16 protein-coding genes are annotated in these 14,492 nt (G+C 73.8%); 5 read left to right on the forward strand and 11 right to left on the reverse strand.

All coding sequences use genetic code 11. The features are described 5' to 3' along the window. Positions 1–31: 31 nt before the first annotated feature. Entirely contained in the window at positions 32–220 is a 189-nt protein-coding gene (locus tag SRB17_RS09550) for an antitoxin (RefSeq protein WP_153536741.1), read from the reverse strand. 73 nt (positions 221–293) lie between these two features. After that, positions 294–1,301 carry an LLM class flavin-dependent oxidoreductase gene (locus SRB17_RS09555; RefSeq protein WP_323375234.1) on the reverse strand — a complete coding sequence of 336 codons (1,008 nt, stop codon included), beginning with the start codon at positions 1,299–1,301 and terminating at the stop codon, positions 294–296. Positions 1,302–1,366: 65 nt separating this feature from the next. Here SRB17_RS09555 and SRB17_RS09560 point away from each other — a divergent pair, with 65 nt between their 5' ends. Then, positions 1,367–1,858 carry a hypothetical protein gene (locus SRB17_RS09560; protein ID WP_323375235.1) on the forward strand — a complete coding sequence of 164 codons (492 nt, stop codon included), beginning with the start codon at positions 1,367–1,369 and terminating at the stop codon, positions 1,856–1,858. Positions 1,859–1,871: 13 nt separating this feature from the next. On the opposite strand, the gene SRB17_RS09565 is transcribed toward SRB17_RS09560, so the two are convergent. Next, positions 1,872–2,087: a dodecin gene (locus SRB17_RS09565; protein ID WP_153536743.1), complete on the reverse strand. Its 216-nt coding sequence runs from the start codon at positions 2,085–2,087 to the stop codon at positions 1,872–1,874. 181 nt (positions 2,088–2,268) lie between these two features. On the opposite strand from SRB17_RS09565, the gene SRB17_RS09570 reads away from it, so the two are divergent. Next, positions 2,269–3,522 (forward strand): extracellular solute-binding protein, encoded by a 1,254-nt coding sequence (locus SRB17_RS09570; protein ID WP_323375236.1) that lies wholly within the window; start codon positions 2,269–2,271, stop codon positions 3,520–3,522. Position 3,523: 1 nt separating this feature from the next. Here SRB17_RS09570 and egtD read toward each other — a convergent pair whose 3' ends face one another. The 4 genes from egtD to egtA are packed head-to-tail and all read right to left on the reverse strand — an operon-like array spanning position 3,524 to position 7,963. Further along, positions 3,524–4,483, reverse strand: coding sequence for an L-histidine N(alpha)-methyltransferase (gene egtD / locus SRB17_RS09575; protein ID WP_323375237.1), 960 nt, complete (start codon positions 4,481–4,483; stop codon positions 3,524–3,526). After that, positions 4,480–5,295 (reverse strand): ergothioneine biosynthesis protein EgtC, encoded by an 816-nt coding sequence (egtC, locus tag SRB17_RS09580; RefSeq protein ID WP_153536747.1) that lies wholly within the window; start codon positions 5,293–5,295, stop codon positions 4,480–4,482. The genes egtD and egtC overlap by 4 nt, the downstream gene beginning before the upstream one ends. After that, positions 5,295–6,632 (reverse strand): ergothioneine biosynthesis protein EgtB, encoded by a 1,338-nt coding sequence (gene egtB, locus SRB17_RS09585; RefSeq protein ID WP_153536749.1) that lies wholly within the window; start codon positions 6,630–6,632, stop codon positions 5,295–5,297. The genes egtC and egtB overlap by 1 nt, the downstream gene beginning before the upstream one ends. Then, entirely contained in the window at positions 6,629–7,963 is a 1,335-nt protein-coding gene (gene egtA, locus SRB17_RS09590) for an ergothioneine biosynthesis glutamate--cysteine ligase EgtA (RefSeq protein ID WP_153536751.1), read from the reverse strand. The genes egtB and egtA overlap by 4 nt, the downstream gene beginning before the upstream one ends. A 279-nt stretch (positions 7,964–8,242) precedes the next feature. Here egtA and SRB17_RS09595 point away from each other — a divergent pair, with 279 nt between their 5' ends. Then, positions 8,243–9,145: a TIGR02452 family protein gene (locus tag SRB17_RS09595; protein WP_323375238.1), complete on the forward strand. Its 903-nt coding sequence runs from the start codon at positions 8,243–8,245 to the stop codon at positions 9,143–9,145. Here SRB17_RS09595 and SRB17_RS09600 read toward each other — a convergent pair. Then, a complete protein-coding gene (locus SRB17_RS09600) occupies positions 9,130–9,576 on the reverse strand; it encodes a type II toxin-antitoxin system PemK/MazF family toxin (RefSeq protein ID WP_323375239.1) in 447 nt (148 codons plus the stop codon). The two genes, SRB17_RS09595 and SRB17_RS09600, sit on opposite strands and share 16 nt — an antisense overlap. A 161-nt stretch (positions 9,577–9,737) precedes the next feature. Then, positions 9,738–10,151: a hypothetical protein gene (locus SRB17_RS09605; protein WP_153536753.1), complete on the reverse strand. Its 414-nt coding sequence runs from the start codon at positions 10,149–10,151 to the stop codon at positions 9,738–9,740. Positions 10,152–10,275: 124 nt separating this feature from the next. Between SRB17_RS09605 and SRB17_RS09610 the strand changes: the two genes are divergently transcribed. Beyond that, a complete protein-coding gene (locus SRB17_RS09610) occupies positions 10,276–10,947 on the forward strand; it encodes a helix-turn-helix transcriptional regulator (RefSeq protein WP_323375240.1) in 672 nt (223 codons plus the stop codon). Between the two features lie 204 nt (positions 10,948–11,151). Next, entirely contained in the window at positions 11,152–11,580 is a 429-nt protein-coding gene (locus SRB17_RS09615; RefSeq protein WP_153536755.1) for a hypothetical protein, read from the forward strand. A gap of 134 nt (positions 11,581–11,714) precedes the next feature. Here SRB17_RS09615 and SRB17_RS09620 read toward each other — a convergent pair whose 3' ends face one another. Continuing rightward, on the reverse strand, positions 11,715–13,136 hold the full coding sequence (locus tag SRB17_RS09620) for an amidase (RefSeq protein WP_153536757.1): 1,422 nt from the start codon (positions 13,134–13,136) through the stop codon (positions 11,715–11,717). Between the two features lie 61 nt (positions 13,137–13,197). Then, positions 13,198–14,481: an MFS transporter gene (locus SRB17_RS09625; RefSeq protein ID WP_153536759.1), complete on the reverse strand. Its 1,284-nt coding sequence runs from the start codon at positions 14,479–14,481 to the stop codon at positions 13,198–13,200. Positions 14,482–14,492 lie beyond the last annotated feature (11 nt).

Consider the following 14,492-nt stretch of genomic DNA (forward strand, 5'->3'; position numbering starts at 1 on the left):
GAGGCACAACTCTATCCACGCCCGCGCGCTGCTACTGCGGAGGGTTGTCGCGGCGGTTCTGGTCGATGTACTTGTCCGCCTGCCTCTGCGCGGTGTCGACCTGGGAGCGGTACTTGTCCTGGGTCCGCTCGTCGATCATGTCGCCGGCCTTGTCGACGCCCTTCTTGGCCTGGTCCTCGTGGCCCTTCAGCATCTGCTTGAGCTTGTCCATCATGGACATGGCAGCCCTCCTCGTCGCTTGAGGCTCCTCTCCCAGGGTCACCGGCCCCGGCCGGGTTCGCATCTCGGGCCCGTCAGCGGCCGGGCGTGAAGAGCGCGGCGAGCCGCCGGTAGGAGTCCAGCAGGGCCGCACGGTGGTACGCGCTGGTGGTGACCAGGACCTCGTCGGCGCCCGTCTCCTTCAGCACCGTCTCCAGCTCGTGCGCGACCTGGTCCCCGGTGCCGGCGATGTGCCCGGCGAGACCGGCCTCGTACAGACCGCGCTCCTTCGCGGTCATCGGGCGGGCCTCGATCTCCTCGGCCGGGGCGAGCGGCGGAAAGGTGCCATGGGTGCGCGCGTACGCCATCGACCAGGCCTCCGGGACCAGCAGCCGCCGCGCCTCCGCCTCCGTGCCGGCGACCGCGACCGTCCCGGAGATCACGACGTACGGCTCGGACGCCCAGTGGGAGGGGCGGAACAGGGAGCGGTACTCGTCGATGCCGCGCAGCATCTTCTCCCGGCCGCGCAGATCGCCGATCACCATCGGCAGCCCGGCGCGGGCCGCGATCCGCGCGCCCTCGCCCATGGCCAGCACGAACGGCGGCACCCGCAGCCCCTCCGCGGGACGCGCCCGCACCCCGGTCGGCGAGCCGCCCTCGAACCAGCCCAGCAGCTCGCCGAGCTGTGCCGCGAAGTCCTCGGCGACCTCCTTGTCCCGGCCGAGCGCCTTGCGCACCCCGTCGGTGAAGCCGACGGAACGCCCGAGCCCCATGTCGATCCGCCCGGGGAACAGGGACTCCAGCACGCCGAACTGCTCGGCGACGACGAGCGGCCGGTGGTTGGGCAGCATCACTCCGCCGGTGCCGACCCGGATCGTACGGGTGGCCGAGGCGACCGCGGCGGCGAGCACGGTCGGCGCGGAACCGGCGACGCCGGGCACGCCGTGGTGCTCGGACACCCAGAAGCGGTGATAGCCGAGCGCCTCCGCGTCCCGGGCCAGCGACACGGTGTCCCGCAGCGCCTCGCCGGGCGGGTGCCCCTCGCGGGTACGGGAACGGTCGAGGACGGAGAACCGGGTCCGGGCGATCACTGTGCTGCTCACGCACGGTTCAACGCCCTGGCGGGCCGGGAATTCCTGGCCCGCCGGCGCCTGGCTAAGGTGGCCCCGTGACCGACAGCACCAGGCGCCCGCTAGCCGTGTTCGACCTCGACAACACCCTGGCCGACACCGCGCACCGGCAGCATTTCCTGGAAGTACGGCCGAAGAACTGGGCCGCGTTCTTCGCCGCCGCGCCCACGGACCCGCCCCTCGCCGAGGGCATCGCGCTCGCGGTGGAGAGCGCCCGCCTATGCGAGGTCCTGTATCTCACCGGCCGCCCCGAGCGGTGGCGGCGCGACACGCTGGACTGGCTCGCGGCGCACGGGCTGCCCGAGGGGCGCGTGTACATGCGGAGCAACGCCGACCGCAGGCCCGCCCGGTTCACCAAGCTGGAGATCCTGCGCCGGCTCGCCCAGGACCGCGAGATCCGCTTCCTCGTGGACGACGACGAACTGGTCTGCGACGACGCCGAGCGCGCCGGGTTCACCGTCGTACGCGCCCGCTGGGCCGCGAAGTCCGAGGCGCTTCAGGAGGCTCAGGAGCGCGAGGGCCGCACCTGACGCCCCAGGGCGGTCAGTCCGCGTCCTCGATGCGGAAGCCCACCTTCAACCCCACCTGGTAGTGCTCGATCCGGCCGTTCTCGATCTGCCCGCGGACCTCGGTGATCTCGAACCAGTCGAGGTTGCGCAGGGTCTGGTCGGCGCGGGCGATGCCGTTGCGGATGGCCTGGTCGATGCCCTCGTGCGACGTGCCGACGATCTCGGTGACCCGGTAGGTGTGATTCGTCATGAGGGTGCTCCTCTCGTGTCACGCCGTACTCCACCGTGCCCCATCCCCGCCCGGCCCGCCCCTTGACCTCTGCATTGGTCCATACCAAAATCCAGCACACCCGTACGAGCCGTGCCGCTCGTCCCCCCACGTCGGGCCCCCACGCCTGTCCGCACCCCTGCCAGACAGAACAGGACCCCTCGTGAGACGTCGTCTGCTCGCCCTCGTGTGTGTCACCGGTTCCCTCGTGAGCGCCTGCGGCCTGCTCCCGGGCGGCCACGAGCGCAAGACCGTCACCGTGTGGCTGATGAAGGACAGCGCTTCCAAGGAGTTCCTCCAGCGTTTCACCGAGGACTTCGAGCGCACCCACAAGGACCTGCGCCTGGACATCCGCATCCAGGAATGGACCGGCATCGTCGACAAGGTCCGCGCTGCGCTCAAGGACGACTCCGGGGGCGGCCCCGATGTCATCGAGGTCGGCAACACCCAGGTGCCGCTGTACGCCGACGACGGCAAGCTCGCCGACCTCACGCTGGAGTCGATGCGCGACTGGGGCAAGGACCGGTGGCTGCCCGCCCTCGCCGAGCCGGGCAAGGACGCCAACGCGCAGTACGGCATCCCCTGGTACGCGGCCAACCGCGTCGTCATCTACCGCAAGGACCAGTTCGAGGCGGCCGGCATCACGCGTCCGCCGAGGACCCGCGAGGAGTGGCTCGCCGACACCGAGAAGCTCAACTCGCGCGGCAACCAGGGCATTTACCTGGCCGGGCAGGACTGGTACACCCTCTCCGGCTTCATCTGGGACGAGGGCGGCGACCTCGCCCGGCAGAAGGACTACAGGTGGGAGGGCGCCCTCGACTCCCCGGCGGCGCTGCGCGGCATGGACTTCTACCGGCGGCTGCAGGCGCTGGGCCGGGGTCCCGTGGACGCCGACGAGGAACACCCGCCCCAGGCCGGGGTGTTCGCCGGTGGCAAGGTGGCGCAGATCATCGCCGTACCGGGGCTCGCCCAGTCGATCGTGCGGCAGAACCCGGATCTGAAGGACGAGCTGGGCTTCTTCCCGGTGCCCGGGAAGACCGCGGCGCGGCCCGGCACCGTCTTCACCGGCGGCTCCGACCTCGTCGTCTCGGGCCACACCAAGGACCAGTTCGCGGCGACCGCCGTCGTCGGGGCGCTCGTCGGTGCCAAGTGGGACACCGAACTCGCCCGCACCATGAACTACGTGCCCAACAAGACCACGCTGGCGGGCGCGGTTGCGGGCGAGGAAGGGGTCGCCGCCATGGCCGCGGGCGCGGCACACGGCCGGGCGACCCCCAGCACCCCTCAGTGGGCCGACGTCGAGGCCGACAACCCGATCAAGGAGTACATGACCCGGGTGCTCGAGGGCGCGGACCCGGCGACGGAGGCCCGCCGGGCCTCCGCGAAGATCACCGGGGAACTCGCGCCGGACGTGTGACTCACCGCACCACGCTCAGGGACAGCGCGAAGCGGCCCGGTGCGTCCGTCCACCAGTGCGTCAACTCAAGGCCGGCCGCCGCCAGTTCGCCGGTCACTCCCTCCTTGCGGAACTTCGCGGACACCTCGGTGCGCAGCTCCTCGCCCGCCGCGAAGTCCACGGCCAGGTCCAGCGCGGGCACCTTCACGGTCTGCGCGGTACGGGAGCGCAGCCGCATCTCGATCCACTCGTGCACCGGATCCCAGAGCGCCACATGGTCGAAGGTGTCCGGATCGAAGTCGGCGCCCAGCTCGCGGTCGACCACGGCCAGGACGTTCTTGTTGAACGCCGCCGTCACCCCGGCCGCGTCGTCGTACGCCCGGACCAGCACCCGCTCGTCCTTGACCAGGTCCGTGCCGAGCAGCAGCCCGTCGCCCGGCGCGAGCAGGGAGCGTACGGAGGCCAGGAAGCCGGCACGTTCGTCGGGCAGCAGGTTGCCGATCGTACCGCCGAGGAAGGCCACCAGCCGGGGGCCCGGAGTCGCGGGGAGGGCCAGCGGGGCGGTGAAGTCGGCGATCAGGGCGTGCACGTCGAGATCCGGGCGGTCCTCGACGAGGGCCTGTCCGGCCTGGGTGAGGGCGCTCTCGCTGACGTCGACCGGGACGTAGGCCGCGGGCGAGAGCGCGTCCAGGAGAAAGCGGGTCTTCTCCGAGGAGCCCGAGCCGAGTTCGATCAGCGTGCGGGCACCGCTCGCCGCGGCGATCTCGCCGGACCGGCCGGCGAGGATCTCCCGCTCGGCGCGCGTGGGGTAGTACTCGGGCAGTTCGGTGATCTGCTCGAACAGCTCGCTGCCGTGGGCGTCGTAGAACCACTTGGGCGGCAGCCACTTGGGGTTGACGGTGAGGCCGTGCAGGACGTCGGCGCGCAGCGCGGCCTCCGTCGCGTCCTCGGGGAGTGTGCGGGTGACGTGCAAGGGGCTCACGTACAGGGCTCCTTCGATGATGGGGGCGCCCCCGCTCGAGCGGAGTCGAGAGTGGGGGAGGACGTGGGATCCTCCAGCGGTGCGAGCAGCACGCCGGCGCGGCTCGCGGTGAGTACGGTGCGGTCGGGGACCTCCTGCCAGAGCGGGTCGTCGTCGTACGGCTCGGAGGCGACGACCGTGCTCCGGCCGGGCTCCGTGCGGTACCAGAGGGTGTCGCCCCAGGCGGTGGCGGCGATCGTCGTGCCGTCCGTCAGCAACAGGTTGAGCCGCGAGGCCGGGGCCGCCCCGGTCAGCTGACGAACCGTTTCACTGAGGGCCTGCTCCGGCTCGTCGCCCGAGCGCAGCCGGTGCAGGACCAGCGCCCACACGAACGCCGAGTCGGTACGGGCCTGCAGCGACAGCAGCTCCACCGGGGGCAGCGCGGACACCAGCGGGGCCGCCGAGTCCGGCCAGCCCGCCAGGGCGCCGTTGTGGCTGAACAGCCAACGGCCCCAGGCGAAGGGCGCCGCGGCGGCCTCGGCGTCGGCGCCCGCGAGCGTCGCGTCCCGTACGGCGGCGAGGACGCAGCCGGAGCGCACCACCCGGGCCAGGTCGGCGAAGGACAGGTCCGCCCAGATCGGCCCGGCCCGCCGGTAGCGCGCCGGAAGAGGGTCGTCCGGGGCGTACCAGCCGACCCCGAAGCCGTCCGCGTTGACCGTCCCGTAGCGCTGCCGCCGGGGTGCCCACGACTGGCGCACCAGGCTGTGCTCCGGCTCCATGAGAAGCCGTCCGAGCGGCTCCTCGGGCCCCATATAGGCCAGATGACGGCACATCAGAGGGCCTCCGAGCGGGCGGTGCGGAACCCGGAGAAGATCTGCCGCCGGATCGGGTAGTCCCAGTTGCGGAAGGTGCCCCGGCAGGCCACCGGGTCCACGGCGAACGAACCGCCGCGCAGCACCTTGTGGTCGGAGCCGAAGAACACCTCCGAGTACTCCTTGTACGGGAAGGCCCGGAACCCCGGATAGGGCAGGAAGTCGCTCGCCGTCCACTCCCACACGTCACCGATCAACTGCCGTACGCCGAGCGGTGATTCGCCCGCCGGGTAGCTGCCGGCGGGCGCGGGCCGCAGGTGCCGCTGGCCCAGGTTGGCGTGCTCCGGCGCCGGGTCCGCGTCGCCCCACGGGTAGCGCATGGAGCGGCCGGTGGCCGGGTCGTGCCGGGCGGCCTTCTCCCACTCCGCCTCGGTGGGCAGCCGCCGACCGGCCCAGCGGGCGTAGGCGTCGGCCTCGTACCAGCACACATGCAGCACCGGCTCGTCCGGCGGGACCGCCTCGGTGACCCCGAAGCGCCGCCGCAGCCAGCGGTCGCCGTCCCGGCGCCAGAACAGCGGCGCGGTGATCGCGTGCTGCCTGATGTGGGCCCAGCCCTCCGGGGTCCACCAGCGCTCGGTGTCGTAGCCGCCGTCCTCGATGAACGCCTGGTACGCCCCGTTCGTCACCGGGGTGGTGTCGATCCAGAACGGCGCCACCTCCCGGGCGTGCGCCGGGCGTTCGTTGTCCAGCGCCCACGGCTCGGCCGAGGTGCCCATCATGAACGGGCCGCCGGGGACCAGGACTTCGGCCGGACCGGTGAACAGCGGGGCGGGTTCCGGGTCCGGTGCGGTCAGCGCCTGTGGCCCCGTTCTGAGCTGATGGGTGATCAGCATCGTCTCGTCGTGCTGCTGTTCGTGCTGGGCGATCATCCCGAAGGCGAACCCGGCCTCGGTCAGCCGGGTGCCGTGGAAGTCCGCGCCCGCCAGCAGGTCCGTGACCCGTCCGCGCACCTCGGCCGCGTACGTGCGGGCCTCGGCGGGCGGCAGCAGCGGCAGCGAGGGCCGTTCGGCCCGTGGGTGCTCGAAGGCGTCGTACAGCCCGTCGATCTCGGGCCGCATGGCGTCCCGGCCGCCGACGGCCCGGAGCAGCCACAGCTCCTCCTGGTTGCCGATGTGGGCGAGGTCCCACACCAGCGGGGACATCAGCGGCGAGTGCTGGGCGGTGAGGTCGGGCTCCTCGACGCAGCTGGTCAGCAGCGTGGTGCGGGCCCGCGCGGTGGTCAGGGAGGCCAGCACCCGCTCGCGGAGTGTCTCGGTGTCCACCTCGGTCGTCGCGGTGTCGGTCTCGGGGGCGGTCATGTGCGGATGTCCTTCCTCCTGTGGGCGGTGCGGCCGGGCGGGGACGGGGGCAGGCCCCGGCCGGCCGGCCGGTCCAGCAGGTCGTCGGCCGGGCAGCGGCCCCGGGCGACATAGCGGTCCAGATACGCGGCCACCGCATCGGTCACCTCGGTGGTGGCACCGAGCCGGGGCAGGGCCTGCAGCGCCGCCGCGAAACACATGGCGGCGACCTCGCGCAGCTCCGGGTCGGCGAGGCCGAGGCGCGCCGCGTCGGTCCACAACGGGTTGTGCGGGGCGGGCAGGTTCAGGGACCGTTCCGCGAGGCGCTTGACGCCCCGGTACGCCGTCTCGGCGGCCGCCGGGTCGTCGAACAGCGCCGCCGTCACCGCGAGCGGCACGATCCAGCCGTCGTCGCCGGGCTGCGCGTCGATCATCCGCAGCTCCAGGTGGCCGCGGGGCCGGACCGGCGGGAACAGGGTGGTCAGGTGGTAGTCCAGGTCCGCCCGGGTGGGCGGCCGGGGCGAACGGGAACGGATCCACTCCCGGAAGGTGAGCCCCTCGGGCACCTCCCACGGCCCGCTGTCCCGGCGCACACACATCACCGGTGAGTCGAGCACGTGCCGGGCCCAGGCGGCCCGGGGGTCGCCGTCCAGCGGGGGCGCCCCCGCACGGCCGGCGCCGATCTCCATCCACATCAGCTGCCGGGTGGACATCCAGCCCGTGGGCTCGCGGCCGAGCAGCGGGGAGTTGGCGAACGCGGCCACCAGTACCGCTCCCAGCTGATGGGCCAGCCACCAGCGGCGCCGGTACCCGAGCGGGCCCGGCTCCTCATGGCCGGCGTCCACGCAGACCTGCACGGAGGCGGAGGCACACATCATGTGCCGGCCCGCCGGACCGGTGCGGTCCAGGCAGGTCTCCATCGCGTCGTACCGCGGCTCGTGCAGGAACCGGCGGGGGGCGTGCCAGGGATCGTGGCCGATGCCGACCAGACCGAGTCCTTCCTCGGCGAGGACGGCGCGGACGGTGTCCAGGTCGGCGGAGACGGTGCGGATGCACTCCATCAGGGAGGCGGCGGGCGGCGAGCTCAGCTCCAGCTGGCCGCCGGGCTCCACGGTGAGCGGCGACCGCAGGGGCAGGGCCCGCAGTGCGGCGTACACCGCTTCGAGTCGTTCGGGTGTCACGGGGAGCTGCGGCATCCGCAGCTCTTGGATGAGCCATTCCAGTTCGACACCGAGCGCGCGGGGCGGCCCGGTCTTGAAGCAGATGCCCCGGACCAGGGCCTCCACCTCGGCTTCGGCGACGGCCGTGCGGTGGTCCGTACAGTCGCCACCGTCACTCTGGGAATCGGACATGTCGGGATCCTCCTGAAGATTCCACCATGCCACCGGCCCGGTTCGATCGTCGGGCCGGGCAGGCACTCGTCCCACCCAAGACCCTCGGGCCGATTCGCACAAGGGTGCCCCTGGGGACGTTCCGGTTCGGTCATCTCCGTTTCCGTGGGCGTTCTCCGGACCGTTCCGGGGGCGGGAAACTCCGTTGCGCCGCATCACCAGGATCACCCAGGATGCGTGCATGAGCACGACGGGGGAGACCGCGCAGGCCGCGGACACGACGCCCACGGGGGTGGCGCCGTGAGCGCGCGCCTGCGCGGGATCGCCGCGGAGACCGAGAGGATCGTGGCGGCGGGCCGGTATCGCACGCCGGACGGCCGCGATGTCTCCCTCGCGGCGCAGATCGAGGCCGCGCGGGCCGGTACGCGGATGTTCGGCCCGGAACCGGTATCCCTACGGCAGTCGGGTGGCGCCGGTGCCATGGGCGACGCCGGGACGGGCTCGGAGCCCACGGCGGACACCGTTGTCGAGGTCACCGGGGAGAGCAGCCTCGAGGCGGCCCGCCGGCTGGCCGGCGCCCCGGTCGCCGTCCTGAACTTCGCCTCCGCACGGAACCCCGGCGGCGGCTACCTCAACGGCGCACAGGCCCAGGAGGAGGCCCTGTGCCGCGCCTCCGCCCTGTACACCTGCCTGCTGGCGGCCGGCTCCTTCTACGACCACCACCGCACCCACCGCGACCCCTTCTACACGGACCGGTTGATCCACTCCCCGGCGGTCCCCGTCTTCCGGGACGACCGGGCCCGGCTGCTGCCCGAGCCGTACCTCGCGGGTTTCCTGACCGCGGCCGCCCCGAACGCGGGCGTCGTACGGCGCACGGAGCCGCGGCGCGCCGCGGAGCTGCCGGCCGCGCTCGCGGTGCGGGCCGAGCGCGTACTGGAGACGGCCGCCGCCCACGGCTACGGCCGGCTGGTGCTCGGCGCCTGGGGCTGCGGAGTCTTCCAGAACGACCCGGCGCAGGTCGCGGGCGCGTTCCGGGCGTTGCTCGGTCCCGGCGGCCGGTTCGCCGGGACGTTTCAGCATGTGGTGTTCGGCGTGCTGGACCGGACGCCGGGAACGGTGGTCCGGGAGGCGTTCACCAGGGCGTTCCCGGAGTCGCGCGGCAACGCGGCCGACGCGCCGTACGCGGGTCAGGTCCAGCCGTAGCGCTCGTGCAGTCGCTGTCGGACGAGGTTGAAGCGCATCCGGTCCAGCGCGCACGCCTCGCGGCGCATGCCGTCCTCGTGGAGCCGCAGGACGCGGTCCACGTCCACCCATGAGTCCCGGCCCGACCGGTCCCAGGGTCCGCTGCCGATCGCGACCCACTCCCGGTCGCCGTCGTGCCGCTTGCTGGAGAGCTGTACGGCGAGAAAGGTGCCGGCCGCTTCTCGTGCGACGACCAGCACCGGGCGGTCCTTGCCCCGGCCGTCGTTCTCCTCGAACGGCACCCAGGTCCACACGATCTCGCCCGGGTCCGGGTCGCCGTCGTGGGCCGGGGAGTACTCGGTGCGCACCCGGCCGACGTCGCGGGGGTCGGCCTCGGTGGTCGCGGTGGGGCCGTAGCGGCCGGGGACGTTCTCATCGGTAAACGTGGTCACGGGGGCACCCTAGTGGCACGGTCCCGCGGGGCAAGGGGCGCCTGCCGTGGGGGCGTTGCGGCGGAGGGTCCGAGAGGTGGGGCTCGGTGACCGTTCGGGTCTTGGTGACCGGTCGGCCCGTCGGGGTTGTGACCGGTCGGCGCCGTCGGGCGTGTGACCGGTCAGGCCTGGGGGCGGGTGCCGATCCACAGTCCAGGGCGGCGTCGATGCACGGTCACATAGGTCAGGCCCGGCTCGCCGGCGGTGATGCTGCGCTGCGCGCCGTGCGGCAGCCAGGCCAGGGCGCCCTCGGTGAGCGGCTGCGGTCCGTCGGCGGGGCCCGCGCCGAGCACGCCGTCCCCCGACACGACCAGGAGCATCACATCCAACTGCCTCTCGGTGTGCGCCGTGATCCGGTCGCCCGGGGCGAGCCGGACCACGTTGGCGTCGAGCTGCCGTCCGCTCTCGGCCAGCTTCCACAGCACCCCGCCGGGCAGCGGCGGAGACTCGGCCAGGGCCCGGGTGTCGCACAGCACGCGTGCGTCCGCCTCGGTGCGGCCGGCCGGTCCGGTGTCGGTCGCGGAGTGCGACGTCATCTGCTGTTCCCCTCGGCTCTTCCGTCTCCCTGCGAACAGGCAACCACCGACCCCTCTGCTCACCCCACAATTAATACATGTGGGCTTAGTGAAAAATCAGCACAGGTGGGAGAGGGGGCCGCAGGTGACCACACGACAGAGCCCGCGCCGCCGAGAGGTGCTGGACGTGCTGCGCTCCGCGCCCTCACCGCTCGGCGTCGCGGAGACGGCCGAGCGCATGGGCGTCCACCCGAACACGGTGCGGTTCCATCTGGACATCCTGGTGGCCGAGGGTCTGGTCGAGCGCCGGGCCGAGCCGTCCCCGGGACCCGGCCGGCCCCGCACCGTCTACAGTGCGCTTCCCGGCATGGACCGCGCCGGCACGCGTGACTACCGGCTCCTCGCGCGCATGCTGCTCAGCCGGTGGGCGTCCGCCGACCCGGCGACGGTGCGTGAGGAGGCGATGCAGACGGGCCGGGCGTGGGGTGGTCACCTGGTGCAGCCGCCGCCCCCGTTCGAGGAGCCGACGGCAGGTCGCTCGGTGGCCGTACTCCTCGCCCTGCTGGGCGAGTTGGGCTTCGCTCCGCAGGCGGAGGGAGCGGACGAGCCCGGCGGGCCGCCCCCACGGATCCGGCTGCGGCACTGCCCCTTCCTGGAACTCGCCGAGGAGTACGGGAAGGTGGTGTGCCCGCTCCATCTTGGCCTGATGCAGGGCGCGTTGGACCGGCTGGGCGCCCCGCTGACGGCCACGGGTCTGGAGCCCTTCGCCGAACCCGACTCCTGCGTGGCCCACTTGGCCGCGACCAGGGCCGCCTGACCGGCCTGTCCGGCGACGGAGAGCGCGACCCGAACCGGGCCGGCCCGTGCGCGCCCGCTGCCCGCTGCCCGCAGCCGCCCGCCGGACCACCGCCCCGGACCCCGATCCATACCGTCGGCGCGGCACTCCGTATCGCCTCACTGAGAACGCTCCCCCACTCCCACGCACTCCATCCGCCGGCCCCCGGCGGAGAAAGGCCCCGCAATGAACGTCACGTCCGCCGCCACCGCTAGCGCGGTCACGTTCGTCTGGCTCGGCATGGTGCTGGCGATCTCCTTCCTGGAGGCCCCGCTGAAGTTCCGTGCACCGGGCGTGACCATCCCGGTCGGCCTGGGCACAGGCCGGCTGGTCTTCCGCGCGCTGAACGCCGTGGAGGTGGTGCCGGCCGTCGTCGTCATCGCGGCGATCGCCGTGGGCGGTGCCCCGGCCGGGATCACGGCGCTGACCGCGGTTGCCGCGGTGCTGCTTCTCGCCCAGCCGGCCGCCGTCCGGCCCTACCTCAACCGCCGCTCCGACCGGATCCTCGCCGGGGAGGAACTGCCCCGCTCCCGCAGCCACTTCTGGTACGTGGGGCTGGAGCTGCTGAAGGGCATCGCGCTGATCGCCCTGGGAATCGGCCTGCTCACGGCGTGACGGCGTGAGGTCCTCGCACCGGACGTCCCGCTCCGGCTGCTCGCCGAGGCTCCGCCCGCCGCGCGGACGGTCCTGTGCCGGGACCGCGGTCCGCCCGTTTCCGTGGTGGACCACAGGGACCGGCGAAACGGCCGTCAGGCGGCCCGCGTCACCGAGGTGGACCGCGGCGGCCACCGGTCGTGCCAGCGCAGCTCCGTCTCCAACTGGGCGGCGACGGACACCAGCAGCGGTTCGCTGTACGCGGGCCCGAGCAACTGCGCCCCCACCGGCAGGCCGTCGCCGACGAACCCCGCGGGCACGTTCACGCCCGGCCAGCCCAGCACGTTCCACGGCCAGGCGTACGGGCAGGCGGCGATCATCGCCCGGTCCGTGGCCGGCCCGGGCAGCCGGTACAGGGCGCCGATCCGGGGCGGGGGAGCGGCCGTCGTCGGCGCGAGGATCACGTCGTACGACGCGAAGAACCGGCCGATCCGCCGGTGCAGCACCGCCTCCGCACGCCGGGCCGCCCGGAGCGGGGCCCCGCCGAGCAGCCGGCCGAGCCGGGCCGCGCCCCGGGTGCGCGGATCGAGCAGTGCCGGGTCGGGTGCCTCGCGGACGTGCTCGGCGATGCCCGCGGTGGCGCGTGGCACGAAGGTCAGCCCGATCTGCCCGTAGGGTGGGTCGGCCTCCTCGACGTCGTGCCCCAACGCGGCCAGTCTTCCGGCGAGTTCGACGACCCGGGCGCGGAGCTCCGGGTGCAGCCGGGCCGGTACGGCGGTGAACGGCGGCTTCAGGGACAGGGCGATCCGCAGCCGGCCCGGGTCGCGGCCGACCGCGTCCGCCACCGTCAGCGCGGGCGGCCGGTGCGGATCCCGGTCGTGGTTGCCGCTCGCCGCGTCCAGCAGCAGGGCCGCGTCGGCGACCGTACGGGCGAGGGTGCCGTTGACCGTGATGCCCTGGAAGGACTCGCCGCGCGGCCAGGTGGAGATACGGCCCCGCTGCGGCTTGATGCCGACCAGGCCGGTCCACGCGGCCGGGATGCGCACCGAGCCGGCGCCGTCGGAGCCGAGCGCGGCGGGGACGAGCCCGGCCGCGACGGCGGCGGCCGAGCCCCCGGACGAACCCCCGGGTGTGTGCGCGGGGTTCCAGGGGTTGCGGGTGTCCCCGAACGCCGGTCCCTCGGTGAAGGGCCACTGCCCCAGCTCGCACGTGTTGGTCTTGCCGACGATCACGGCGCCGGCCGCACGCAGCCGCCGTACCGCCTCCCCGTCCTCGGCGACCGGCGGGAACGCGCCCGCACAGCCGAACGCGGTCGGCTCCCCGGCCACGTCCATGTCGTCCTTCACCGCCACCGGCACCCCGAGCAGCGGACGCCGCGCCCCGGTCGCCAACTCCCGGTCGGCGGCGTCCGCTTCGGCGAGCGCGGCCTCCGCCCGTACGATGCGGAAGGCGTTCAGCGTCCCCTGCGTGGCCTCGATCCGGGCCAGCGCCCGCTCCACCAGCGCACGCGAGGTCACCTCCCCGTCGGCGAGCGCACGCCGGGTCTCGACCAGGCCGGCGGAACGGTCGTGCGTCATGGGCGGGCACCTCCGGGACTCTCCGGTACCGATGTCTACCGAACGGTAACCTCACAACCGGTCAGCCGTAAGGCTTTCGCCCGGATGCCTCGGGCGGCGGCCGGTCCCCCCGGGAGGCCCCGCACACCTCCCCGCCTGGTCCGCCGGCAACCACCGTCCGCGCAGCGGCCCGTGCACCCAGGTGCCGTACGAGACCCAGCCCGGTCAGCAGCGCGAGCAGAGCGCACACCCCGGACCAGTCGTACCCCGCGTACGCCCGGGAGCCGAGCCAGGAGCCGAGGCTGCCGCCCAGGTAGGCACAGGTCATGTAGGCGGTGTTGAGGCGGCTGCGGACGTTCGCGGCGAGGGCGTAGACGCGCACCTGGTTGGCGACCATGCCCGACTGCATGCCGACGTCCAGCAGCAGCGTGCCCGCCACCAGGGACAGCAGACCGGGGGTGCCGCCGAGGCCGCCGAGGGCGAGGACCGCCGCGGAGGCCAGGACCAGCAGGAAGCAGACCAGGTTCACCGCGTCGGCGCCGCGCCGGTCCACCAGCCGGCCCGCGACCGGCGTGACCAGCATGGTCGCCGCGTTGACCAGCGCGAGCAGTCCGACCGCGTCCGCGCCCAGGCCGTATGCCGGGCCCGTCAGCAGCAGTGCCACCCCCGTCCACACGGCGGAGAAACCGGCGAACACCGTCGCCTGGTAGAAGGAGGACCGGCGCAGGGACGGTTCGGCGAACAGCAGGCGGACGGGCTCGGTCAGCAGCCGCGGGTAGCGCTGCCGGGACGGCGCCGCCGCGGCCGGGAGCGCGCGGGCCAGGAGCAGGGCCACCGCGAGCGTGAGCAGGGCCGCGAGGGCGTACGGCGCCCGCCAGCCCAGCCGGTCGCCGAGGGCGCCGCCGGCCGTGCGGGACAGCAGCATGCCCGCCAGCGCCCCGCTCAGCAGCGTGCCGCCGACCACGCCCCGCCGCTCCGCCGGGACCAGTCCGGCCGCCAGCGGGCCGGCCAGCGGGGCGATCACCGTGCTCGCGCCGACCAGCACGCTCGCCGCGAGCAGCGGCGGCAGCCCGGGCGCGGCGGCTGCGGCGCACAGGCCGAGGCAGGTCAGGGCGAGAAGGGTGACCAGCAGCGGGCGGGGCGGCAGCCGGTCGCCGAGCGGAACGAGCAGGAAGATGCCGGCGGCGTAGCCGAACTGGGTCGCGGTGACCACCCCGGCCGCCGTGCCGGGGGAGACGCCGAGGCCCGTGGCGACGAGCGGCGCGACGGCCTGCGGGAAGTACACATTGCCGACCGCGACCCCGCAGGCCAGCGCCAGCAGCGCGACGAGCCGCGGGGTACGCTGCCCGGTGTGGTGATCCGTCATGTGCCGAAGTC

Origin of the sequence: Streptomyces sp. RB17 (assembly GCF_009604455.1) — a bacterium.
In the GTDB taxonomy this organism is placed as follows: Bacteria; Actinomycetota; Actinomycetes; order Streptomycetales; family Streptomycetaceae; genus Streptomyces.

Coding starts and splice junctions, on each gene's coding strand:
- SRB17_RS09550 (WP_153536741.1), bottom strand. CDS start 220: ATGTCCATGATGGACAAGCTCAAGCAGATGCTGAAGGGCCACGAGGAC.
- SRB17_RS09565 (WP_153536743.1), bottom strand. CDS start 2,087: ATGACGAATCACACCTACCGGGTCACCGAGATCGTCGGCACGTCGCAC.
- egtC (WP_153536747.1), bottom strand. CDS start 5,295: ATGTGCCGTCATCTGGCCTATATGGGGCCCGAGGAGCCGCTCGGACGG.
- egtB (WP_153536749.1), bottom strand. CDS start 6,632: ATGACCGCCCCCGAGACCGACACCGCGACGACCGAGGTGGACACCGAG.
- egtA (WP_153536751.1), bottom strand. CDS start 7,963: ATGTCCGATTCCCAGAGTGACGGTGGCGACTGTACGGACCACCGCACG.
- SRB17_RS09605 (WP_153536753.1), bottom strand. CDS start 10,151: ATGACGTCGCACTCCGCGACCGACACCGGACCGGCCGGCCGCACCGAG.
- SRB17_RS09615 (WP_153536755.1), top strand. CDS start 11,152: ATGAACGTCACGTCCGCCGCCACCGCTAGCGCGGTCACGTTCGTCTGG.
- SRB17_RS09620 (WP_153536757.1), bottom strand. CDS start 13,136: ATGACGCACGACCGTTCCGCCGGCCTGGTCGAGACCCGGCGTGCGCTC.
- SRB17_RS09625 (WP_153536759.1), bottom strand. CDS start 14,481: ATGACGGATCACCACACCGGGCAGCGTACCCCGCGGCTCGTCGCGCTG.